21 protein-coding genes and 1 pseudogene are annotated in these 22,241 nt (G+C 66.8%); 10 read left to right on the forward strand and 12 right to left on the reverse strand.

Annotated elements, in window-relative coordinates:
* A pseudogene (locus tag ACFVVC_RS11085) lies at positions 1 to 393 on the forward strand (L-asparagine permease); the annotation flags it as partial.
* An 87-nt stretch (positions 394 to 480) separates the two neighbouring features.
* Here the strand turns inward: ACFVVC_RS11085 and ggt are convergent.
* Complete coding sequence (gene ggt / locus ACFVVC_RS11090; RefSeq protein WP_387452707.1) at positions 481 to 2,325, reverse strand: gamma-glutamyltransferase; 1,845 nt, start codon at positions 2,323 to 2,325, stop codon at positions 481 to 483.
* An 87-nt stretch (positions 2,326 to 2,412) separates the two neighbouring features.
* Between ggt and ACFVVC_RS11095 the strand changes: the two genes are divergently transcribed.
* Both ACFVVC_RS11095 and ACFVVC_RS11100 read left to right on the forward strand, forming a co-directional pair.
* Positions 2,413 to 3,363, forward strand: a complete 951-nt coding sequence (locus ACFVVC_RS11095; protein ID WP_387452710.1) for an L-lactate dehydrogenase — start codon at positions 2,413 to 2,415, stop codon at positions 3,361 to 3,363.
* A 125-nt stretch (positions 3,364 to 3,488) separates the two neighbouring features.
* Complete coding sequence (locus ACFVVC_RS11100) at positions 3,489 to 4,805, forward strand: ATP-binding protein (RefSeq protein WP_285246375.1); 1,317 nt, start codon at positions 3,489 to 3,491, stop codon at positions 4,803 to 4,805.
* Here ACFVVC_RS11100 and ACFVVC_RS11105 read toward each other — a convergent pair.
* On the reverse strand, positions 4,802 to 5,419 hold the full coding sequence (locus ACFVVC_RS11105; RefSeq protein WP_387452713.1) for an HD domain-containing protein: 618 nt from the start codon (positions 5,417 to 5,419) through the stop codon (positions 4,802 to 4,804). The two genes, ACFVVC_RS11100 and ACFVVC_RS11105, sit on opposite strands and share 4 nt — an antisense overlap.
* 9 nt (positions 5,420 to 5,428) lie before the next feature.
* Entirely contained in the window at positions 5,429 to 6,325 is an 897-nt protein-coding gene (gene gluQRS, locus ACFVVC_RS11110) for a tRNA glutamyl-Q(34) synthetase GluQRS (RefSeq protein ID WP_387452716.1), read from the reverse strand.
* Positions 6,326 to 6,655: 330 nt separating this feature from the next.
* Here gluQRS and ACFVVC_RS11115 point away from each other — a divergent pair, with 330 nt between their 5' ends.
* The 3 genes from ACFVVC_RS11115 to ACFVVC_RS11125 all read left to right on the forward strand — a co-directional run bounded on the left by ACFVVC_RS11115 (position 6,656) and on the right by ACFVVC_RS11125 (position 9,351).
* Positions 6,656 to 7,123, forward strand: coding sequence for an Lrp/AsnC family transcriptional regulator (locus ACFVVC_RS11115; protein WP_387453444.1), 468 nt, complete (start codon positions 6,656 to 6,658; stop codon positions 7,121 to 7,123).
* A gap of 84 nt (positions 7,124 to 7,207) precedes the next feature.
* On the forward strand, positions 7,208 to 8,701 hold the full coding sequence (locus ACFVVC_RS11120; protein WP_387452719.1) for a WXG100 family type VII secretion target: 1,494 nt from the start codon (positions 7,208 to 7,210) through the stop codon (positions 8,699 to 8,701).
* A complete protein-coding gene (locus ACFVVC_RS11125; RefSeq protein WP_387452722.1) occupies positions 8,698 to 9,351 on the forward strand; it encodes a hypothetical protein in 654 nt (217 codons plus the stop codon). Before ACFVVC_RS11120 ends, ACFVVC_RS11125 begins: the two co-directional genes overlap by 4 nt.
* Before the next feature lie 7 nt (positions 9,352 to 9,358).
* Here ACFVVC_RS11125 and ACFVVC_RS11130 read toward each other — a convergent pair whose 3' ends face one another.
* A complete protein-coding gene (locus tag ACFVVC_RS11130) occupies positions 9,359 to 9,814 on the reverse strand; it encodes an Lrp/AsnC family transcriptional regulator (protein WP_285245686.1) in 456 nt (151 codons plus the stop codon).
* A gap of 106 nt (positions 9,815 to 9,920) precedes the next feature.
* Between ACFVVC_RS11130 and ACFVVC_RS11135 the strand changes: the two genes are divergently transcribed.
* The gene (locus tag ACFVVC_RS11135) at positions 9,921 to 10,562 is read left to right on the forward strand and encodes a LysE family translocator (RefSeq protein WP_387452725.1); all 642 of its coding nucleotides are present in this window, start codon (positions 9,921 to 9,923) and stop codon (positions 10,560 to 10,562) included.
* Here the strand turns inward: ACFVVC_RS11135 and ACFVVC_RS11140 are convergent.
* The 5 genes from ACFVVC_RS11140 to ACFVVC_RS11160 all read right to left on the reverse strand — a co-directional run bounded on the left by ACFVVC_RS11140 (position 10,559) and on the right by ACFVVC_RS11160 (position 15,698).
* The gene (locus ACFVVC_RS11140; RefSeq protein WP_387452728.1) at positions 10,559 to 11,542 is read right to left on the reverse strand and encodes a hypothetical protein; all 984 of its coding nucleotides are present in this window, start codon (positions 11,540 to 11,542) and stop codon (positions 10,559 to 10,561) included. The two genes, ACFVVC_RS11135 and ACFVVC_RS11140, sit on opposite strands and share 4 nt — an antisense overlap.
* A 42-nt stretch (positions 11,543 to 11,584) precedes the next feature.
* Complete coding sequence (locus ACFVVC_RS11145) at positions 11,585 to 12,088, reverse strand: DUF456 domain-containing protein (RefSeq protein ID WP_387452731.1); 504 nt, start codon at positions 12,086 to 12,088, stop codon at positions 11,585 to 11,587.
* Positions 12,089 to 12,183: 95 nt separating this feature from the next.
* Positions 12,184 to 13,383 (reverse strand): NADP-dependent malic enzyme, encoded by a 1,200-nt coding sequence (locus ACFVVC_RS11150; RefSeq protein ID WP_387452734.1) that lies wholly within the window; start codon positions 13,381 to 13,383, stop codon positions 12,184 to 12,186.
* Between the two features lie 286 nt (positions 13,384 to 13,669).
* Positions 13,670 to 14,278, reverse strand: coding sequence for a TetR/AcrR family transcriptional regulator (locus tag ACFVVC_RS11155; protein ID WP_387452737.1), 609 nt, complete (start codon positions 14,276 to 14,278; stop codon positions 13,670 to 13,672).
* 136 nt (positions 14,279 to 14,414) lie between these two features.
* Positions 14,415 to 15,698 (reverse strand): MFS transporter, encoded by a 1,284-nt coding sequence (locus ACFVVC_RS11160; RefSeq protein WP_387452740.1) that lies wholly within the window; start codon positions 15,696 to 15,698, stop codon positions 14,415 to 14,417.
* A 116-nt stretch (positions 15,699 to 15,814) separates the two neighbouring features.
* On the opposite strand from ACFVVC_RS11160, the gene rraA reads away from it, so the two are divergent.
* The 3 genes from rraA to ACFVVC_RS11175 all read left to right on the forward strand — a co-directional run bounded on the left by rraA (position 15,815) and on the right by ACFVVC_RS11175 (position 19,754).
* Positions 15,815 to 16,309 (forward strand): ribonuclease E activity regulator RraA, encoded by a 495-nt coding sequence (gene rraA / locus ACFVVC_RS11165; protein ID WP_387452743.1) that lies wholly within the window; start codon positions 15,815 to 15,817, stop codon positions 16,307 to 16,309.
* Positions 16,310 to 16,437: 128 nt separating this feature from the next.
* The gene (locus ACFVVC_RS11170) at positions 16,438 to 18,102 is read left to right on the forward strand and encodes an MDR family MFS transporter (RefSeq protein WP_387452746.1); all 1,665 of its coding nucleotides are present in this window, start codon (positions 16,438 to 16,440) and stop codon (positions 18,100 to 18,102) included.
* A gap of 212 nt (positions 18,103 to 18,314) precedes the next feature.
* Positions 18,315 to 19,754, forward strand: a complete 1,440-nt coding sequence (locus ACFVVC_RS11175) for a sugar porter family MFS transporter (protein ID WP_387452749.1) — start codon at positions 18,315 to 18,317, stop codon at positions 19,752 to 19,754.
* Positions 19,755 to 19,835: 81 nt separating this feature from the next.
* Here the strand turns inward: ACFVVC_RS11175 and ACFVVC_RS11180 are convergent, their stop codons facing one another.
* From ACFVVC_RS11180 to ACFVVC_RS11190, 3 genes are read right to left on the reverse strand one after another with little or no spacing between them, the layout of a single operon-like run.
* Entirely contained in the window at positions 19,836 to 21,062 is a 1,227-nt protein-coding gene (locus ACFVVC_RS11180; RefSeq protein ID WP_387452752.1) for an MFS transporter, read from the reverse strand.
* Between the two features lie 28 nt (positions 21,063 to 21,090).
* Positions 21,091 to 21,528: a MarR family winged helix-turn-helix transcriptional regulator gene (locus ACFVVC_RS11185; RefSeq protein ID WP_387452755.1), complete on the reverse strand. Its 438-nt coding sequence runs from the start codon at positions 21,526 to 21,528 to the stop codon at positions 21,091 to 21,093.
* A gap of 41 nt (positions 21,529 to 21,569) precedes the next feature.
* Positions 21,570 to 22,061, reverse strand: coding sequence for a GNAT family N-acetyltransferase (locus ACFVVC_RS11190; protein ID WP_387453447.1), 492 nt, complete (start codon positions 22,059 to 22,061; stop codon positions 21,570 to 21,572).
* Positions 22,062 to 22,241 lie beyond the last annotated feature (180 nt).

A 22,241-nucleotide genomic window follows, 5' to 3' on the forward strand; every position in this document is an offset into this window, starting at 1 on the left:
GTCCCCCTGAACTACCTCGTCCCCGCCGACGCCTTCGAAATCGTCCTCAACATCGCCTCCGTCGGCATCATCATGACCTGGGCCACCATCGTCCTGTGCCAAATCCAACTCAAACTCTGGGCCGACAAAGGCTGGGTCCAACGCCCCACCTTCCGCATGTTCGGCGCACCCTACACCGGCTACCTCTCCCTCCTCTTCCTCATCGGCGTCCTCATCATGGTCTTCATCGACTCCCCCCTGACCATGCTCGTCACCGCCATCGCCTCCATCCTCATGATCGCCGGCTGGTACGCCTGCCGCACCCGCATCCGCCACATCGCCGAAACCCGCGACGGCTACACCGGCACCTCCCCCGTAGTCGCAAACGCGCCGGCTGACGCCTTCAAGAAGTAACTGCCCCAGGGCTGGACCGCCGACGGCGGCACCCGGGTTCTGCGAATTCCAGAACCCGGGTGCCGCCGTCGGACGTTTAATGCCGGCCTACTGTGACGGCTTGACCACCATGGCTGAGCCACCGCCGCGCCTGACCGGCTCAGCGGCCGCAAGCGTCCGGCCGTCCTTGAGGAACTCGATGGCGGTCGCCGCCCCGATCTCCGAGGCGGAGGTGAAGGAGTCGCCGGACGGGGTCAGGGTGTGGCCGAAGCGGGACGTCAGGGCAGTTCCGTACTTGTCGATGAAGGCAGGCTCGGCCGTGACGCTGGCCGTGTTCCGTTGCGACGCGCGCGGCGCGGCGATGGCGTCCGGGGTGCTCATACCCAGGTCGATCCTGTTAACCAGGGTCTGCAGCACCGTGGTGATGATGGTGGAGCCACCCGGGGAGCCCAGTGCCAGGAACGGCTTCCCGTCCTCCAGCAGGATGGTGGGCGACATGGAAGACCGCGGGCGCTTGCCCGGCTCGATCCGGTTGGGGTCCGTGGCGCTGTACACCGTGGAGAAGTCCGTGAGCTCGTTGTTGAGCAGGAAGCCGCGGCCGGGAACCACCATCCCGGACCCGCCGGTCTGCTCGATGGTGAGCGTGTACTCCACCACGTTGCCCCACTTGTCCGAGACGGTCATGTTGGTGGTGGAGATGTTTTCGGTGTCCTTCTCCTTGGCGGCCGCAGCCGGGCCGGCCGGGCAGGTGCCGTCGTAGGAGGTCACGTCGCCGGGCAGGACCGGCTTGGTTGCGGCATGGGTTGGGTCCAGCTCGCAGGCGCGTTCCTTGCCGAAGACGGGATCGGTCAAGGCTTTGGTCGGGACTTTCACGAAGGCGGGATCGCCAACGTACTTCCCGCGGTCGGCGAACGCGAGGGCGCTGGCTTCGAGGTAGTGGTGCAGGACGGCTGGCTGGTCGGCCTTCAAGGCCGGCAGATCGAAGACGTCCAGGATGTTCAGGGACTCCCCGACGGTGGTGCCGCCGCTGCTGGAGGGGGCCATGCCGTAGACGTCATAGCCGCGGTAGTTCACGTGGGTGGGGTCCTGGTCCACGGCCTTGTAGTTTTCCAGGTCCTCCGCCGTCATGGAGCCTGGAGGGACGGGGAGCCGGTCCTTCTTGTCAATGGTCAGATCCACCGGAGGCGTCTGCACGGTCTTGGCGATCTCCTTGGCCAGCGGGCCGTTGTAGAACGCGTCCATGCCGTTGCGTGCCAGCAGCCGGTAGGTGTCCGCGAGGTCGTGGTTCTTGAAGACTGACCCCACCTCCGGCAGCTTGCCACCCTGGAGGTACAGGTCCTTGGTGGAAGTGAACGCCGCAAACCGCTTCTGGTTGTCCCGGGTCTGGTTGCGGAATGTCTCATCCACCACGAAACCTCGGTCCGCTACCTTGATGGCCGGCTTCAGAGCCTCCCCCAGGCCAATCGTGCCCCAGCGTTCCAGCGCGCGTTCCCACGTGGCCGGGGTGCCGGGCACCCCCACGGAGACGCCGCTGGTGACCAGTTCCGGGGTGAACGGGTAGGGCTTGCCGGTCTGGGGATCGATGAAGGCATCATGGGTAATTCCCGCCGGCGCCGTTTCGCGGCCGTCAATGGTGCTGACCTTCCCGGATTTGGCGTCGTAGTAGACAAAATAGCCACCCCCGCCGATGCCGGCACTGTAGGGTTCGGTGACGCCCAGCGTGGCAGCGGCGGCAACAGCGGCGTCCACCGCGTTCCCGCCCTTCCGGAGGACTTCGATGGCCGCTGCCGACGCTTCCGGGTCCACCGTGCTGACCGCGCCGCCGTACCCGGTGGCCGTGGGATTCTTGTCGGTCTGGCGGGGGTCCGCTGCAGCGGGACTGATGGCCCCGGTGCACACGCCGATGGCCAGCGCCGCAGTAACAGCAGCGAGCCGGCGTCCGAAATGTGGCATGGTGGCTCCTAAGTGGGGGTTCGTGTGATGTGGGCCACGCTACTCTTCGGGTAGGACAGTCTCAACGATTCCGGAAGGAAGGGCACCATGCCAGGTGGATCCAAACTCGCAGTGGTGGGGGCCGGCAGCGTGGGCACGTCGTTGGCCTACGCCGCGCTGATCCGTGGCTCGGCAAGCAGTATCGCCTTGTTCGACGTCAATGCGCCCAAGGCTGAGGCGGAGGCCCTGGACCTTGCCCATGGCAGCCAGTTCGCCGCGGCATCGGCAACGGTGGCCGGCGGCGGGGACATCGCCGTCACGGAGGGCGCCGACGTCGTGGTGATTACCGCAGGCGCCAAGCAGGACCCGGGCCAGAGCCGCCTGGACCTGGCCGGCACCAACGTCCGGATCCTTGAACAGCTGATGCCGCCGCTGCTTGAGCGGGCACCGGACGCTGTCTACGTCCTGGTGACCAACCCCTGCGACGTCCTGACAGTGGCCGCGCAGCGAATCTCCGGGCTGCCCCCGGAACGGATCTTCTCCTCCGGCACGGTCCTGGACACCTCGCGGCTGCGGTGGCTGCTGGCCCGCCAGGCAGGCGTTTCCGTGAGCAGCGTCCACGCCAGCATGGTGGGCGAACACGGCGACACCGAATTTCCGCTGTGGTCCGGTGCCACGATCGGGCCGGTCCCCATCCGCGACTGGACGGCCGGCGGGGAGCGGATCTTCACGCCCGACAACCTGGCCGCCACGGCCCGGGACGTGGTGCAGGCCGCGTACAAGGTCATCGCCGGCAAGGGGGCCACCAACTACGCGATCGGCCTGTCAGGCGCCCGCATCGTGGAGGCGCTGCTGCGGGACGACAATGCCGTCCTCCCCGTCTCCACGGTCTTGTCCGGGCAGTACGGAATCTCGGGAGTGGCCCTGTCACTTCCCAGCGTGGTGGGCCGCGGCGGGGTACACCGGGTCCTGGACACACCCATGGACAGCGGCGAACTGGCAGCCCTGCAGCTTTCCGCTGACACCTTGCGGAACACCATGGACCGGCTGGGGATCTGAGCGGAGCCAGGCGTGCGGGCGGCCGGCGTCATGCAACGCCGCCGCAACCCCTCCCGCTCCGCGCTTCGCATATGCTCACCTGAGATGTCCACACTGGCTCAACGACGAACCAACAGGAGCAACCCATGACCAACTGGCGGATCAGGGATTTCCACTCGGCGGACCTCGACGGAATCCTGCACCTCTGGGAGACACTGAAGGCGAACAACGTCGAACCCGTGTATGCGCTCTCCGAGGTCCTCGCGTCCTGCGAGAAGGACCATGCGGTGGTGGCGGTGCAGGGCGACCAGGTGGTGGGTGCCGCCGTCGGACGCGCCGCGCACGACCAAGGGTGGATCGTGTTCCTTGCCACCCTCCCCGAATACCGCGGCCGCGGCATCGGCACCTCGCTGCTGGCCGCCGTCGAGAACCGCATGGCCCCGCACGGGCTGAACAAGCTCTCCGCGCTGATGCCGGAGTCCGAAACCCGGGTGGAGGCCTTCCTGGGCAGGGGGTTCGCGCTGAAGAAGAACCTGCGGTACTTCGAGCGCACCATTCCGGTGCAGCGCCAGGAACTGGGGGCCCTGGGCCAGCTGGGCGGCCGCGTCCTGGCCCGCGACCTGTGGGAGAACGTGGCCGGCATGCGCAAGGAAAAGGAGCTGCTGGAACGCCGCCTGGTGCTCCCGCTGGCCGAGGCGGACCTGGCGGATGAATTCGGCGTGGTGCCGCCGCGCGCCGTCGTCCTCTTCGGCCCGCCGGGTACCGGCAAGACCACTTTCGCGAAGGCCATCGCATCCCGGCTCGAGTGGCCGTTCGTCGAGGTGTTCCCGTCCCGGCTTGCGGGCGACCCCCAGGGCCTGGCCGGTGCGCTGCGGGAGACTTTCCTGGAGATCGCGGAGCTGGAGCATGCCGTGGTGTTCATCGACGAGGTGGAGGAGATCGCGTCCCAGCGGGCCGGTGATCCGCCGTCGCCGCTGCAGGGCGTGACCAATGAGCTGCTGAAGATTATTCCGGCATTCCGCGAACAGCCCGGCCGGCTGCTGGTGTGCGCCACCAACTTCATCCGCGCGCTGGACTCCGCCTTCCTGCGCCACGGCAGGTTCGACTACGTGATTCCCATCGGTTTGCCGGACCGGCAGGCACGTGAGGCGATGTGGCAGCGGTTCATCCCGGCGGCCGTGGTGGACGCCGTGGATGTGGAGCTGCTGGTGGAACGCACCGAAGGGTTTTCGCCGGCGGACATCGAGTACGCCGCCCGGAGCGCCTCCCAGCGGGCCTTGGAAAAGGCGGTGTACGACGACGGCGGGCTGGCTTCAGGCGGTGACGTTTCGGTACGCGAGGCGGTGCGGAAAGGGCCGTCCACCCAGGATTACCTGGATGCGATCGGCGAAACGCGCACCACCGTCAGCGCGGAGGTGCAGGCGGACTTCCTGGAGGACATCGGTTCGCTGGGCCGGGTCTAATCCCCGGAAACGTCGTCGTAGGAGAGGTTCTCGTAGTCGGTGTCGTCGTCCTCGTCCAGCATGGCGTCGAATTCCTCCAGCAGCCAGGGGTTGATCCGGGCCAGGATCTTGCGGGTTTCCTCTACCGGAACTGCTGCGTACAGCACCGGCCGCGCGTCGTCGTAGCGGGTGACCGGCGGCTTGTCGGGCCATTTGTCCGCGAGTGCTTTCACCCGTTCGGGCAGCGAATTGTGGGCGTTGTCGGCAATTTTGACCAGGGTCGCGTCATGGTCCTCGGCGATGAAACGGATTCCGGCCTGGTAGTCGTCCGGGTTCTCGTGCAGCCGTTTGGTGACGCGCTCGATGATCCGCACAGCGCGCTCGGAGACGCCCATGTCCAGCAGCGCCTGCCGGGTGATCGGGGTGTCTTCCGCGATGTCATGGAGGTAGCCGGCGATCCGGATGTCGTCGTCGAAATCGGCCAGGGCGTCACCGACGGCGAGGACATGCTCGCGGTACGGCCGCTTGAGTTTGTCCTTTTGGCGGTTGTGGGCAACTTCGGCGAGGACCTTGGCAGTCTCCACCGTGAATCTCGGCCCTTGGAGGCTCGCGTCCGCGCTTCCTGTTTCTGGCATGGGACCAGCCTACGCGCCCGCCCCGGGCACGCCCTGCCATGTCCATGGCTCCACGGGGAGCGAGCGGGGGTCAAAGGACGCCCGGGCCTTCGCCAAGGGTCCGGGCGGAAGCCCCAGGGAATCGAGGAGGGTGTCCCGGACCCGGGCTGCGTCCGCCCCGGCCGCTGCCAGGTCCGCCAGGGTTACTGCGCCGTCGCGCTTCGCCAGCCTCGCGCCGTCGCGGTTTACCACCAGGGGCACATGGGCATATTCCGGAACAGGAATATTCAGCAGGGACGCGAGGTAGGCCTGCCGCGGCGTGGACGGGAGGAGGTCGTCACCGCGGACCACCTGGTCTACGCCTTGCTCGGCATCGTCCACCACCACCGCGAGGTTGTAGGCGGTGACACCGTCATTGCGGCGCAGCACCAGGTCGTCCACCACCCCGGTGAACTCGCCGTGCAGGGTGTCATGGACCGTGAATTCGGCGACGTCCGCCCGCAGCCGGAGGGCCGCGGGCCGGGTGGAGCGCTTGAACTCCAGTTCCGCCCGGTCCAGGTTGCGGCAGGTCCCCGGGTAGGCGCCTTGCGGCGCGTGCGGAGCGGAGGCGGCCTCCTGGATTTCCCGGCGGGTGCAGAAGCACTCGTAGGTGAGCCCCGCCTCCTCCAGCCCGGCAATGGCCCGGGCGTAGAGGGGCGCGCGCTCCGTCTGCCGCACCACGCCGCCGTCCCAGGTCACGCCGACGGCCTGGAGGTCCCTCAGCTGTCCCGCCTCTGATCCGGCGCGGGCGCGGTCCAGGTCCTCCACCCGAAGGAGGAACGCCCGCCCCGAGGCTCTCGCAAAGAGCCAGGCGAGGATGGCGGTCCGAAGGTTTCCGACGTGCAGGTCACCGGAGGGACTGGGGGCGAAACGTCCTGCGGAACTCATGGATCCACCCTAAGCGGAACAGCACAAGAGCCCCTCAGCTACCGATGACTTCGGGGAATGCCGACGTCGGTAGCTCAGGGGCTCTTGCCGTGTGATGCGGAATGACATTGGTGTGAACAAGAGTCAATCTGCGGCAGCGTCTTTGCGGGAAGCCTGGTCCAGGGACCGGGTGGTGTGCCGGGGGTCCTGTAGCCTGCGGGACCGCGGCGGTAGCCTGCATCCCTTATTGCCATGATTTCAGCAGATGACCTACAGTAGGCGCAACCGGAGCAATCAAACGTAGTCAAATTGACTAATTCGAAGCTCATCACAACGCAGGAAGTGGTCAGATTGCAGGAACTCGATTCGACCGACCGGCGCATCCTGGCCGCGCTTGATGACGATCCACGGGTACCGATCATGGTGCTTGCGCAGAAACTGGGCCTTGCCCGCGGTACCGTCCAGTCGCGCCTGGAGCGGATGGCCGCCTCCGGCGCCCTCCGCCCCAACAGCAGCCGGGTCCTGCCCACCGCACTCGGCCGCGGGGTGGCCGCCGCCGTCAGCGCAGAACTGGACCAGAGCCATCTGAACGAGGCCATCGCTGCGCTGCGCAAGATCCCTGAAGTCCTGGAATGCCATGCCCCCGCAGGGGACACTGACCTGCTGATCCGCGTGGTGGCCAAAAGCCCTGACGACCTCTACCGGGTGTCCGAGGAAATCCGCCTCTGCCCCGGCATTGTCCGCACCTCCACGAGCATGTTCCTGCGCGAGGTCATCCCGTACCGGACCACCGGGCTGCTCCATGACGGGCAGGGGTAGCCGGCGCCCACAGGGCAGCTCTCCCCATCGCCGCCGGTCAGCCACTACGGCTAGGCTGGCAGCGAAAGATCCACTGGGGGAAAAATGGCGGGAAACTTCTATGGCGCGGACGTCGCACAGCTGCGCCAGCTGGCACAGGAACTGGCCAGGGGCGCCGGCCGGCTTGAGCAGTTGGGGCAGCAACTGGGCGGCTCCATTGCCTCCACGAGCTGGAAGGGCAGTGACGGCGAGCGTTTCCGCGGCGACTGGAACGGCTCCCACGCACGGACGCTGAGGGCGGCGGCAGCCGGCGTTCGCAGCGCATCCAAGGCGCTGCTGCAGAATGCCGACGAGCAGGACCGGGCCAGCAACGGCCCGGCGGGCGGTGGATCGGGAGGTGCAGGCGGTGGCGGCACGTCGTCGCCTGACGACGCCGCCCGGGAGCTGACGGACAAACTCAACGGAATGACTCCTGCGGAACGCGATGCCTACCTGAAGTCCGTGGAATTCGGGCACTGGGTCCGGCAGAACCAGGCCAATGCCGATGCCGCGAAAGGCATCCTGGACGGCCTGGTGGACTCCGGCGCCCTGCGGCCGACCGGCCCGGGCGGCAAGGTCAACGCCTACGGCCAGTTCCTCCAGCAGTACTGGGCCGAATCCGCCATGCGGCAGGCCGGGATCGACCCCAACCACTGGGATCCATCCAAGGGTGTTGACTACAACCGCGCCGATATCTACAAGGTCTACGCCTTTTACGCCGAGCTATATAAGGGCGATCCCCGCATGGAGTGGATCGGCATGGCCAACCAGGTGGGGCCAACCTTTATCGCCGGCTTTGAAGACATCGCCTTCCTCCACCACATGGCGGAGGCCGGCCGGGACATCACTCCACTGTTGTCAGGCGGAGATCCGGTGAAGCGCGCAGCGCTGGCCGCGCTGGCGGAGTTCAGCACCTCTGAGCTGCAGTACTACGAAACCACCTTCCTGGACATGCAGAAGGAGATCTTCACGGACATCGGATCACAGCACTTTGCCTACCAGCAAGGCGGCCTGGCGGAGATCCAGCGCATGGAGGCAGCAGGCCTGGTGAGCACTCGAATGAATGACGCGTGGGCCGGCATTGATTCTGTCCCGGCGTATCCGGGCCCGGAGGGCTTCCACCACCTCTCGCCTGCCGAGAAGACGGTCCTGCACCAGGCGTCGCTCAACATGGCGGACCAGGAGCAGAACTACGTCATCGCCGATGACTACGACAACATCCGCGGGCGCACCACCGGAACGGTCTTTACCGAGGCCATGACGGTGCTGGGTGAACCGAGTATCGAAGGGGCGAAGTCCTACTACGAGCAGTTCCCTGCGGCGACCCCGTACGTTGACATCAGCAGGTTCCCGCCGGTCGGCATCGATGTCCATCACGGCAACATCTCTGTCCGGGAGGATCGGTGGCGCCTCATCGACCAGGACACCCTCGGCGCCTACGAGAACTGGCTGCACGGAGAGAAGGACCCTTACGGTGAGATGGTGAAACCCATGCCTGACCGAGTGGAGGAGTACCGGATGGTGCCGAAGGACGTTCGCAAGGCTGTGGGTGCCCCGTGAAGCTGCGATTTGTCCTCACGGCCTTGCTCGCGGCGCTGTTGAGCGGCTGCGGCACGTTCCCCGACGCACATTCAAACGAAAAGGACGAGATCGTGGCCAACGGCAATTCCCAGTTCACCCCGGAAGGCATCGATGCCATCAAGAGCAGCGGGAAAGCGGTCTTCGACTTCACCAGCCTTCCCATGGACATGTCCGCGCTCGGCTTCCCGGCAGGATCAGACGGAGCCCTGGTGGCAGCTGACTCCGGCAGGTTGATTGACGTCACCATGACCACACCCCACGGCGTGGTTGAAATGCGTACGGATACCATCCGGATCCGTCCCGGGGCGGACAACATCGTCGACCACATCGACATTTTCATCAACTACCCTGACGCCCGGGACGCCAATGCCGAAATCAGGCGGGCGGCGGATGAACTGGGGTTCGTCATCCTCCAGGACGCCGAACCCGTTGGGTCGGACTTCAAGGACGGGTCAGGCAAGGAACAGTGGAATCCCGGAATGGGCAACAAGACCGGGACAGTTTTTTCAGCCGAGATCCTTTCCAATCACGACACCGGCCGGATGACCTTCATTTACTCCGTGCAGCTCGCCGGGAAGTACTACACCCCGGAGGCTGAGGCCGGTATCGCCGCCACGGGCAAACCCTAGGCAGCCGCTATACCGGTGGACCGGCGTTGGACTTCAGGTTCTTCATCACCAGCGTCGACGTCAGCCGCTCCACCCCCGGGAGCGATGTCAGCTCGGTGTCGTAAAAACGCTGGTAGGCGGGCAGGTCCGCGGCGATGATCTTCAGCAGGTAGTCGGGGGAACCGAACAACCGTTGCGCCTCCACGATGTTGGGGTTGTCCGCCACCCTGTTCTCGAAGATTTCCATGGTGGGACGGTCAACCTGCCGCAGGGTGACGAACACGATCGCCTCGAAGCCCAGGCCGACGGCGGCCGGGTCGATGTCCGCTTTGTAGCCGCGGATCACGCCGGACTGCTCCAGGTCACGCAGCCGGCGGTGGCACGGCGCCACCGTCAGGCCCACCTTTGCGGCAAGTGCCGTGGCAGTCATCCGGCCATCCTCCTGGAGGTACCGCAAAATATTCCTGTCAATTCGATCTATCACGCAATAAACATACTGCCCTCACCGCGGGGCGGGCGAAAACAGGACAGCACTTATGGCGTCATTCTCCCTATGGTTGCTCTTGAGACACCGTCGACAGGAGAACCCCGTGAATTCCCAGCTGTTCCTCGCCTTTATCGTGGTGGCCGCCGCCCTGGCCTGCACGCCGGGAGTGGACTGGGCCTACACCATCGCGGCCGGCCTCCGGCAGCGCAGTTTCGTGCCGGCGGTGGCGGGGCTTTGCGGCGGCTACGTCCTGCACACCGTCCTGCTGGTGGCCGGCCTGGCGGCCCTGCTGGCCGGCATGCCCGGCCTCCTGGGCTGGATCACCCTCGCGGGCGCGGCCTACCTTCTCTGGCTCGGCATTGGGACTCTCCGCTCCTGGCGGGGCGCAAGCTTTGGCGCCGCGGCGGCAGGCGGCTCCGGAACGCAGCTGCGCACCTTCCTGCAGGGCATGGGCACCAGCGGGATCAATCCCAAGGGGCTGCTGTTCTATGTGGCGCTGATTCCGCAGTTCGTCAGCGCGGACGCCTCCCTGCCGGTGCCGGTGCAGTCGGGACTGCTGGGAATGACGTTCGTGGCCCTGGCGGGGCTGGTCTACACGGCGGTGGCACTTCTCTCGAGGACGCTCTTGCAGAGCCGGCCAGGCGCCGCGCGCGTAGTGACCCTTGCGAGCGGCATCATCATGGTGGCGTTGGGTGCCGTGCTGCTCGGTGAACAGCTGGTGCCCTTCCTGGCCGGCCGCGCCTAGTCCCCGCTGAGTTCCTTCCAGTCCTGTTCCCATATCCGCCGCATTTCCTCGTCCTTGCGGATGGGCACCGGCGCCCCGATTTCCCGCTGCGGCTCCGGGTCCACGCGCCGGCGTCCCCAGTCGCGCGGGTTCAGGGACCGCCGGCTTGACTCCAACACCAGCAGTGCCCGGTCTGTCAGGGCGTCGTTGCGGAGTGCCAGGTGGGTCTTGCGGCGGCGCAGGACCTCGGCGATGGCCTGGTGCGCCGCATCCAGCCGCCCTTCCCGGCGCAGCGCCCGGGCACGGACCAGGAGCAGGGCCGCGGAGAGGTCGTCGGCATTCAGCAAGCCCTCCGTCCAGTCGATGACGGTGCGGCTCCGGCCCAGGTCCAGGGCCAGGGCCAGGGAGCAGCGGGCCAGGGCCATGGGGAGTGACGGCGGCAACCCCGCCAGGGCGTCCAGGGCAGCTTCCGTGCGGCCTGTCTCGCGCAGCGAGTGGGCCAGGGCCAGGAACACCGACTCCTCGCTGAACAGCACGGGGATTTCCACCCGTTCGGCCAATTCGATCCGGGTGAGGATCCTGGTGAGGTAGGTGGACGAGTAGCGGTTGGCTTCCTCATCGTTCCTGGTGGTCAGGCCGCGCTGCAGGAGTTCGGAGGCACGGAGGTAACCGCCGTGCTTGTACTCGAGCAGGCCGGCCATGAGGTAGCACAGCCCGGCCCAGCCGGGGTAGGTCCGTGCCAGGTAGATCAGCCGTTCGGGTTCGCGGCTGGTGAAGACCGCCTCGTGGACGGCTTTGGCGGGTTTAGACGGCAACCGTTTAAGCCTCGGAACCTCGCCGTCGATGGACAGCAGGGCCGGGTTCCGTCCGCCCAGCACTCCGGTGAGCAGGCCGCCCACTCCGCCGGCAAGGTCGTGGACCGGGGTCCGCAGCTGCGCGTGCCCGAACGGTGTGAGGTCGCGGCTGTCCCAGTAGATCGGTGCGGTGTCCCCGGCGCTCATCGTTCCATGCTAACCGGGAAGGGGTGGGGCCCCGCCGGGCGGTCAGCGGCCGGCTGCCGTAATCCATACTCCGACCACCCAGGTGCTGGCGGCCAGGCAGGCCAGCCCGAACTCGGCGAGCATCCCCAGGCCGGTGGCCTTCAGGGCAGCCCAACTGGACTTGGCCGCCATCGGAAAATCCCTGGTGCGGAGGAACTCGCTGACCAGCAGGCCGGCGGCAAAACCAATGAAGAGTCCCAGCACCGGAAGGATGAACATCCCCACAACGGCCGCCACGAGCGCCACCACGACGCTCCGGCTGGGGATGGCGTGCTGCTTGAGCTTCCGGCCGGTGAGCACGGCGCCGGCGGTCATGCCCGCGGCAACAAAGATCATGGCCACGGCGAATACCACCCATCCCACGGTGCCGGCGCCGCCCCAGATGGCCCAGGCCAACAGGCTGATGCCTACCAGGACGCTGCCGGGAAGGACGGGGATGATGGTGCCGGCCACGCCCACCAGGATTCCCAGGCCGCACAGGATGGTCACCACGGTTTCGGAGGTCATGGTCCCCAGTCTAGGGGCGCTCCTTAAGCGCCCGACGGCGGTGCCTCCTTCCGCGAAGGAGGCACCGCCGTCGTTGCCTGACACCAGGCGCGGGCCTACTCCGCTTCCACCGCCGCGGCGACGGCCGCAGTGACCGCGGGGGCGACGCGGGGGTCCAGCGGGCTGGGCACGATGTAGTCGGCCGACAGGTCCTCGGCAGCGAGCTCCGCGATGGCGCGGGCGGCAGCCAGCTTCATGGCCGGCGTGATGCGGCGTGCACCGGCGTCCAGCGCGCCGCGGAAAATACCAGGGAAGGCCAGGACGTTGTTGATCTGGTTCGGGAAGTCGCTGCGGCCGGTGGCCACCACCGCGGCGTACTTCACGGCTACCTCGGGCAGGACTTCGGGGTCCGGGTTGGACAGGGCGAACACAATGGCGTCCTGGTTCATCAGGGCCTGGTGTTCCTCAGCCAGCTTGGAGGAGGAGACGCCGATGAACACGTCCGCGCCGGCCAGCGCTTCGGCGGGGCCGCCGGTGATGCCGCGGGGGTTGCTGCGCGCTGCGATGTCCGCCTTCTTGCTGGCGGTATCGGCCGCGAGGTCGGCGCGGCTGCTGTTGATGACACCGCGGGAGTCCAGCAGGACGACGTCGGTGATGCCGGCGGCCAGCAGGATCTCGGCGACGGCGATGCCGGCGGCGCCTGCACCGGATACCACCACCTTGAGGCCTTCGAGGCCGCGGCCGGTCACCTTGGCGGCGTTGGTGAGGGCTGCCAGGGCCACCACCGCGGTTCCGTGCTGGTCATCATGCATGACGGGGCAGTCCAGGGCCTCGATCAGCTTTTCCTCGAGCTCAAAGCAGCGGGGTGCGGAGATGTCCTCGAGGTTGACGGCGCCGAAGCTGGGGCGGAGGCGGACCAAGGTCTCCACGATCTCGTCCACGTCGGTGGTGTTGAGGACCAGCGGAATGGAGTCGAGGTCGCCGAAGGTCTTGAAGAGCGCCGATTTGCCTTCCATGACGGGCAGGGAGGCGCTGGCGCCGATGTTGCCCAAGCCCAGGACGGCTGTGCCGTCGCTGACCACGACCACCAGGCGCTCGGCCCAGGTGAGGGTGCGGGCCAGTTCAGGCCTGGCGTGGATGGCGCGGCTGACTTCGGCTACCCCGGGGGTGTAGGCGATGGACAGGTCCCGCTTGTTGGAGAGCGGAACCGTGCTGGTCACGGACAGCTTGCCGCCTTGGTGCGCGCCGAAGATTTCGTCGTCGGTCAGGGCCGTTGCTGCTGAGTTGTCGGTGGCGGTAACTGCGTCAATGGACACGTCGTTGTCTCCTGGTGCTCGCCGTGGGCGCACGGCACATGGAGCTGGAACCCGGCCGGGCCCAGCGGGGGAAGTAGTGCGACAGGAAACCCAAGGGTGGCGGGTCCAGGGGAACGCCGGGGGTGTTTCCGCCCTGCCGCTCCAGTGCGACCATGGTAGGCACCCCCGACTGGCCCGCCGGAACGGCATAAAACGCCTTCTCCCATGGCAAAACGTTTAATCTGGCAGTTTAGTGATTCAGATCACTGCATTATGGCGTATTTATTTACCTATTGGTCTAGACCAGTTACGCAGTTTTGGTCACTGTTAATCCGGATTCGGCCTCCGGAGTCAGCCTTCCGCACGCCTTTTTGAGGGCTTCCTCGGCCTCGAAGAGGGAGAGGCGGCGGTTCCGGACGGACTGGACCAGACCAGTGACGGTCAGCAGGAGGACCCGTGCGCCCACCGCATCGCCGCAGGCGCCGGCAACGAGCTTCTCGCTGAGCGCGTCGATCTCGCGCAGGAGCTCGGTGGTGTCCCGCTCCGGCAGGTAGACACCCCGGCTCAAACACTGCTCCACGGCGGGCTGCATGACCCGCATATGGAAAATCTCCATCACCAGGCCGGACAGGGCACGGCCGCGGAAACGCGGGGACGATCCGCGGGCGCCGGCCTGCAGCTCGTCCAGCTGCTGCCGGAAGAGGGCAAGCATAAGGTGCGTAGGAGACGGGAAATACCGGTAGAGCGTGCCCAGCGGCACGTCGGCTTTTTCTGCGACCTCGGACAGTTCCACGGCGTCAAGCCCCTTGCGGGCAAACCCTGCGGCGGTATCGAGGATCCGCGCGTAGCGGAGGCGCTGGCGGGGAGCGGAAGGCCGGGCGGCCATGGGCGGATGGTCTGAAAAAGTCTCGGGCATCAGCATTCCGGGGTTGTGTTTTAGGGGACTGCGGCCAGGAGTGCCCCCATTTCCATACCACCCTGCAGCCCGGTTCAACTATACGGCAACCACGCGGAGCAGGTTGGTCAGCGGGCTTACTTTCCGCCGCCTGCGGTCAGTCCACGCCCTTGATCTTGACCACGAAAACAGCACCCAGGAGCCCGATGACGGCAGCCGTGAGGAACAGTGTCCGGTAGCCGCCCGCATACGTCACGGCCACCAGCGCCAGGGCCGGTGCAACCACCTGGGGCAGGGAGTTTGCCACGTTGATGACGCCCATGTCCTTGCCCCTGCTGGCGGCGAACGGGAGGACCTGGGTCAGCAGCGCGAAGTCCACCGCGAGGTAGGCGCCGAACCCGATGCCCAGGACCGCCGCCCCGGCGAGGGCGCCCGGCCACACGGGGAAGAACGCCATGATGGCCCCGGCCATGGCGATCGTGGCGGACGAGCCGATGACGAACGGCTTCCGCCGGCCCACCTTGTCGCTCCAGGGACCTGCGAGTACCGCGGTGACCATCACCATCACCGCGTAGATGCCGGTCAGGACCAGCACCCCGGTGGCCGGATCCGGGTAGCCGATGACGTCCCGCAAAAAGAAAAGCAGGTAGACGATGGTGAGCTGGTTGCCCACGTTCACCAGGAAACGCGTCAGCCACGCCCAGGCGAAGTCCGGATACCGCAACGGGCTGATCCAGAAGCCGCGCAGGAACCTGCCGATCCGGAAAGCCTCCAGGTCCGATTTCGGCAGGGCGGGATCGTTCCGGTGGAAGAGGTACGGCAGGACGGACAGCAGCAGGGCGGCGGCACACAGCCAGTAACCCACCATGAAGTTGCCGGTGACCACCGCCCCGAAGACGGCGCCGGTGAGGATGCCCAGGGTCTGGCCCATCGCCGCAAGCCCGCCCACTCCGCCGCGCTGGGCCACGGGCACCCGGTCCGGGACGGCGGCCGTGATGGCGGCGTACGCGGCGTTCGCGCCCAGCTGGACCAGGCACCAGAAGAGCACCATGAGCGCCACAGCACCCGAGAAGGACATGGACAGCAGGGCCGCCGTCGCCAGCACGGCACCTGCCAGCACCCACGGGGCGCGGCGGCCCAAGCGCGAGGTGGTCCGGTCCGAGAGGGCGCCGAAGAGCGGGTTGGCCACCAGGGACACTGCGGCACCGCAGGCCGTCACCAGGGAAAGGATGGCTTCCTTGCTGGGCGCGTCAATGCTGATGGCCTGCTGGCCGATAAATACGTTGATCGGGCCGAAGAAGGCCGCGTTGATGCCCACATTCACCAGCACCAGGCCGGTGACCCACCGCGCAGTGACCTTCTGCACCGGCTCGGCAAGCGCCGTCGTCGCACGTTCCGGGGAGGCGCCGCCCGGCAGCGGCGGCTTCTTGGACAGACTCATTGGCTTGGCTCCCCCTGGTGCGGCCGGTTGGCGGTGGGAATCAGACTATCGTGGGCCGTACCTGGCCGCCGGGCACCGCCCCGGCCGCCCCGTCACTGAAGATCAAGGAGCAACAGATGAGCGCACCCACCCCCGCAGAAAGCGCCGCCGTGAACACTGCAGACCTCTATGACGAGCGCGGCTCCGAACTGGCATCGATCTCCCTGCAGTTCCAGTCCCTGGGCGGCCGGTCGCATTTCCACGGCCCGGCCCGGACCATCCGGTGCTTCCAGGACAACGCCCTGGTGAAGTCGACGCTCGCTTCCCCGGGGAACGGCGCCGTCCTGGTGGTGGACGGCGGCGGATCGCTGGGGACGGCCCTGATGGGGGACATGATCGCCGAAAGCGCCGTGGCAAACGGCTGGGCCGGCGTCGTGATCAATGGCGCCATCCGGGACCGCGAGGCACTTTCCCGGCTGGAACTTGGGGTCAAGGCACTCGGCAGCAACCCGAAGAAGAGCCTGAAGGCGGGCACCGGGGAGGTTGACGTGGATGTGGTGATCGATGGCGTCACCATCCGCCCGGGGGTGGCCATCTGGTGCGACCCCGACGGCATCCTCGTGGAGGCCTAGGCAGGGGGCCCAACCCGGCAACGGGCAGCCGCAGAAAGTTGGCAGGGCGGGGAATAAAAAGTGCGAGTAAGATAGTTACTGAAAGCAACTATCGCTGCTTATATCCTTTTCTTCCCCTGGAGCCCCCCATGTCTAAAGCCTCTGCCGCGCCCCGCGCCGGAGAAACACTGACGCAACGCCAGATCGTCACGGTAATGGTTGGCCTGATGCTTGGCATGTTCCTCGCATCCCTTGACCAGACCATCGTTTCAACGTCCATCTACACCATCGCCAACGATCTCGACGGGCTCTCGCTGCAGGCGTGGGCCACCACCGCGTACCTGATCACGTCCACCGTCAGCACCCCGCTGTACGGCAAGCTGAGCGACATCTTCGGCCGCCGGCCGCTCTACCTGACGGCCATCGCCATCTTCCTGGTGGGTTCGCTCTACGCCGGCTCGGTGCACTCGATGACCGAACTGGCTGTTGCCCGCGGCATCCAGGGCCTCGGCGCGGGCGGTCTGCTGGCACTGGCGCTGACCATCATCGGCGACATCGTCTCCCTCAAGGACCGTGCCAAGTTCCAGGGCTACTTCATGTCAGTCTTCGGCATTTCCTCGGTGCTCGGTCCCGTGGTGGGCGGCGCGTTCGCCGGTTCCGCCAACATCCTGGGCTTTGACGGCTGGCGCTGGGTCTTCTTCATCAACATCCCCATCGGACTCGCCGCCCTGACCGTGGTGTTCCTGTTCCTGCACCTGCCCGCGAAGCACTTGAAGCAAAAGATCGACTACTGGGGCGCCGCGGCCATCACGGTGGCCATCGTTCCGCTCCTGCTGGTGGCCGAACAGGGCCGCTCCTGGGGCTGGGCCTCGGTCAACTCCTTCCTCTGCTACGGCTTGGGCGTCGTGGGCATTGCCTGGTTCCTGCTCGCCGAAAAGCGCGCCGGCGACTACGCCCTGATCCCGCTGCGGCTTTTCCACAACGTCACGTTCGGGCTGTCCTCGCTGCTGAACTTCATCATCGGCATCGGCATGTTCGGCGCCATCGCCATGCTCCCCATGTACCTGCAGCTGGTGAAGGGCCTCACCCCCACGCAGGCGGGCCTGATGATGATCACCTTCACGGTGGGCATCCTGTTCGGTTCCATCACCGCCGGCCGCACCATTTCCGCGTCCGGGACGTTCCGCATCTTCCCCATCATGGGCACCGGCATCCTGACCGCTGCCGCCCTGGTGATGGGTTTCTCCCTGGGCGTGGACACCGGGCTGTGGGTTCCCGGCGTCATCGCCGTGTTCTTCGGCATCGGCCTGGGCTTCTGCATGCAGCCCCTCACCCTTGCCATGCAGACCTCCGTCCCGCCGCGCGACATGGGCGTGGGCACCTCCTCTGCGGCGTTCTTCCGCTCCATGGGCGGCGCCGTGGGGACCGCCGTGTTCATCTCCATGCTCTTCAGCCTGGCTGCCAGCCGGATCGCCGACGGCATGAAGAGCGCCACGACGGATCCTGCCTACCTCGCCGTCCTGAAGGACCCGGCCGTCGCCTCCGATCCTGCCAACGCCAAGCTGTATGACTTCTTCAAGAACGGCGCCTCAAACGATTCGCTGAACGACACCAGCTGGCTGCACACCGCCAACTCCACCCTGACCAGGCCCATCACCGAAGGCTTCGCCACCTCGATCGACACCGTGATGCTGACCGCTGCTGCCCTGACGGGCCTGGCGTTCCTCATCAGCTTTGCGTTGCCGCGGAAGAAGCTGACGGACCAGAAAGCCTCCCCGCAGGATAAGGACGACATGCAGATCCCGGCCCACTAGGCCCGGAAGCGCACAGAACAAACGACGACGGCGGCGTGGCCCGCCGTCGTCGTTTTTCGTTGTGGGGCGAGTTGTGGGGCGGGGCCGCCAAGTGGAACCTGCGGCGGTGACGTGCCACACTGTTTAGCGCGTGTGCGCCGGCCCTTCTGGCCGGTACCGCAGCCGACGACGTCCGCACCGCATCCATAAAGCCCCCAACACCAGGGAGAACCATGCCCACTGCACAGGAGCAGACAACCACCCGGATTCCGCGGCGGGTGATCTGGCTGGCGCTCGCGGGGGCGGTGGGTGGATTCCTCTTCGGCTTCGACTCGTCCGTGGTCAACGGCGCCGTGGACGCCATGAAGGAAGAATTCGCCCTGTCCGAGGCCGTGACCGGCTTCGCCGTGGCCATCGCCCTGCTGGGCTGCGCCGCAGGGGCCTTCCTGGCCGGCAAGGTGGCGGACCGCTACGGCCGCATTCCCGCCATGAAGCTGGGCGCCTTGCTCTTCCTGGTCAGCGCTGTAGGCACGGGCTTCTGCTTCGGCGTCTGGGACCTGATCTTCTGGCGCCTGGTGGGCGGCCTGGGCATCGGCCTGGCATCGGTGATCGCCCCCGCCTACATCTCCGAGATTTCACCGCGAAAGGTCCGGGGACGCCTGGCCTCCCTGCAGCAGCTGGCCATCACCACCGGTATCTTCGCAGCCCTGCTTTCCGATGCGCTCCTGGCCACGACTGCCGGCGGCGCGGACCAGTCGTTCTGGCTCGGCATCGAAGCCTGGCGGTGGATGTTCCTTGCCGCGGCCGTTCCCGCCGTCGTCTACGGCTGGGTGGCCTTCACGCTGCCTGAATCCCCGCGCTTCCTGGTGTTCCAGGGCAAGGAGGACCAGGCCCGGAAGGTCTTCGATTCGATCGCGCCCGCAGAGGACACCGACCGGCACATCCGCGACATCCGGGAAGCCATCGAAGAGGACAAGCTGGCCGGACAAAAGGGTTCCCTCCGCGGCAAGACCTTTGGCCTGCAGACGGTGGTGTGGGTGGGCATCATCCTGTCCGTGCTGCAGCAGTTCGTGGGCATCAACGTGATCTTCTACTACTCCACCACCCTGTGGAAGGCCGTGGGATTCCAGGAGAAGGACTCCCTGGCCATCTCCGTGGCAACGGCCGTCACCAACATCATGGTCACACTGGTGGCCATCGCCCTGGTGGACCGTGTGGGGCGCCGCCCCATCCTCCTCACCGGGTCCGTGGGCATGGCCGTGTCCCTGGGTGCCATGGCCCTCGCGTTCTCCTCGGCAACTGGAAGCGGCGAGAACACTAGCCTCCCCGGCGCCTGGGGTCCGGTGGCGCTGGTGGCAGCCAACGTGTTCGTGATCAGCTTCGGCGCGTCCTGGGGGCCGCTGGTGTGGGTGCTCCTGGGCGAGATCTTCCCGTCCAGGATCCGTGCCCGGGCCCTGGGCCTGGCAGCTGCCGCGCAGTGGGTGGCCAACTTCGCGATCACCCTCAGCTTCCCGGTGATGGCCGCCGGCTCGCTGCCCCTGACGTACGCCATGTACGCGCTGTTCGCAGCCGCGTCCTTCTTCTTTGTCATGTTCAAGGTGCCGGAAACCAACGGGATGTCCCTGGAGCAGGCAGAGACGCTGTTCGTGCCCAAGGGCTCCAAGAAGGCCTGACCGCTTCTTCAGCTTTCGCCGGAATACAAATAAACCCTCCATCACCTGGCGTGATGGAGGGTTTGTTTGTTGTCCGGCCGCTTACACGACGTGCGGTTCGTGCGAGGAGAGGTAGGAGCGGCCGCCGAGGGCTATCAGGATGGCGACCACCATGGCCGCCGCGCCAGCAAAGAAGGGAAGCTGCGGGCCAAAGTGCTCACCGAGCTGCGCAGCCGCGAACGGGGCCAGTGCGCCGCCCATCCAGCGGACGAAGTTGTAGCCGGAGGACGCCACCGGGCGGGGCGAATCGGAAACACCCATGGCCAGTTCGGTGTAGATGGTGTTGTTGACGCCCAGCAGGGCACCGGCAACAATCACCAGGACGACGACGGCCGGCACCGAGTGCCCCGCCGCCAAGCCCAGGCCGGCCAGGTCCAGCATGAGCAGGAACAGGGTGCCGGTCAATACCTTGACGGCGCCGAAGCGGGCCTGCAGCGGCGGTGCCACGAAGACGGAGAAAATGGCCACGGCCACGCCCCAGCCGAAGAAGACGCCGCCGATTCCGTAGGCGTTCATGCCCAGGATGAACGGGGTGAAGGCCAGGATGGTGAAGAAGCCGTAGTTGTAGAACAGGCCGCTCGCCGCCGTCGTCCGCAGTCCCTTGTGGCCCAGTGCCAGCAGGGGATCGCGCAGGCGGACCTTGCGCTCGGGCAGTGGAGTCTTGGGGAGCAAGGCGATCAGGGCGATGAAGGCGGCCGCCATGAGGACGGCGGTGCCGAAGAACGGTGCGCGCCACTGCCAGCCGCCCAGGAGGGCGCCCAAGAGCGGTCCAAGCGAGATACCCAGACCCAGGGCCGCTTCGTAGAGGATGATCGCGGTCCCGGCTCCGCCGCTGGCGACACCGACGATGACAGCGAGTGCCGTTGCCACGAACAGGGCGTTGCCCAATCCCCAGCCCGCGCGGAAGCCCACCAGCTCACCGACGCTGCCGGACAGGCCGGAGAGCGAGGAGAAGACGACGATGACGGCCAGGCCGATCAGCAGCGTCCGCTTGCCGCCGATCCGGGAGGAGACAAACCCGGTGATCAGCATGGCGAGGGCGGTGACCAGGAAGTAGCTGGTGAACAGCAGCGAGACCTGGCTGGGGCTCGCCTGCAGGTTGGTGGCAATGGCCGGGAGGATGGGGTCCACCAGGCCGATCCCCATGAAGGCGAACACTGCGGCGAGGGCGGTGGCCCACACCGCCTTCGGCTGCTTGAGGAATGAGGCCTTTTCGGCCTGCAGGGTGTTTTCTGGTGCCGGCAGGGTGTCTGCGAGCTGGCCGTCCATGGAGGGTACTCCTAAATTCGTCACTGGTTCAGTTCTGGAGGGAAGCGTTGATCTTGTCGATGACCGGCAGCGCGTCTGCCAGGGCTTTGCGGTCCTGGTCGCTGAGGGTGCTCAGGATGTCTGCCATCACCTGGTTGCGGCGCCGGTTTGCCGAGTCGACGGCGTCCCGGCCCTCGGGGGTCAGGATCACCCTGACGGCGCGGGAGTCCTTGGGATCCGGCTCGCGGCGGGCCAGCCCGGCGCGTTCGAGCTTGATGATCTGCTCGGTGGCGCTGGGGACGCGGACCCCGAGGTTGCGGGCGATCTCGCCGACGCGCTGGCCCTCGTCGAGCAGCATCTTGAGGGTGCTGAGCTGGGCGGCGCTGAGTTCACCGTCGGCGTCGAGGCGCCGGACCAGGTAGACGCTGTGGCGGAGGGCTTCGCGGAATCCGCTGGCAAGTTCCTGGAGTGCGTTATCGTCGTTCATCGTTAGGTAGCCTAACATTTAGGGCACCTAACAGTCAAGGTTCAGAGCGTCAACTTCATCCCGACATGGCTGGCCTCGAAGCCCAACTGCTCGTAGAACCGCTGCGCCGCGGAGCGGCTGTGGTGCGTGGTCAGCTGCATCAGGGTGCAGCCCCGGCGCCGGGACTCCGCGATGGCCCAGCCCACCATGAGCTTCCCAAGGCCCTGCCCGCGAAGGGACGCGGCAACGCGGACGCCCTCGAGCTGCGAGCGCCACGCACCCTGCCGGGAGATGCCGGGAAGGAAGCTGAGCTGGAAGGTGGCCACCACCGGCCCGGCCTGGTCCCCCGCCGGCACTGTCTCGCCAACAATCAAGAGGTGGGCGGGGTCGGCGTCGATCGCGTCAAAGGCCCGCTGGTAAGGCTCCATGTCCCGCGAGGTCTCGCGGCCGGCGCCCATGGCGTCGTCGGCGAGCAGCCGGACCATGGCCGGGAGGTCTGCGGGGGTGGCGAGGCGAAGGCGGAACGTACCGCGGTCGACGTCGGCGGTGAGCAAACAGGGCGCGGCATCTTCAGGAGGGATCACCTGCCCAGCTTGTCACAGGATCTGCGCCGGGGTTTGGGGAAGAACTGCCAGAGGTGAGCGGGGGTTTGGGGAAGAACTGCCAAAGGTGAGCGGGGGTTTGGGAAAGAACTGCCAAAGGTGAGCGGGGGTTTGATAGCGCAGTAAGACAAA

The organism is Pseudarthrobacter sp. NPDC058196 (genome assembly GCF_042882685.1).
In the GTDB taxonomy this organism is placed as follows: domain Bacteria; phylum Actinomycetota; class Actinomycetes; order Actinomycetales; family Micrococcaceae; genus Arthrobacter.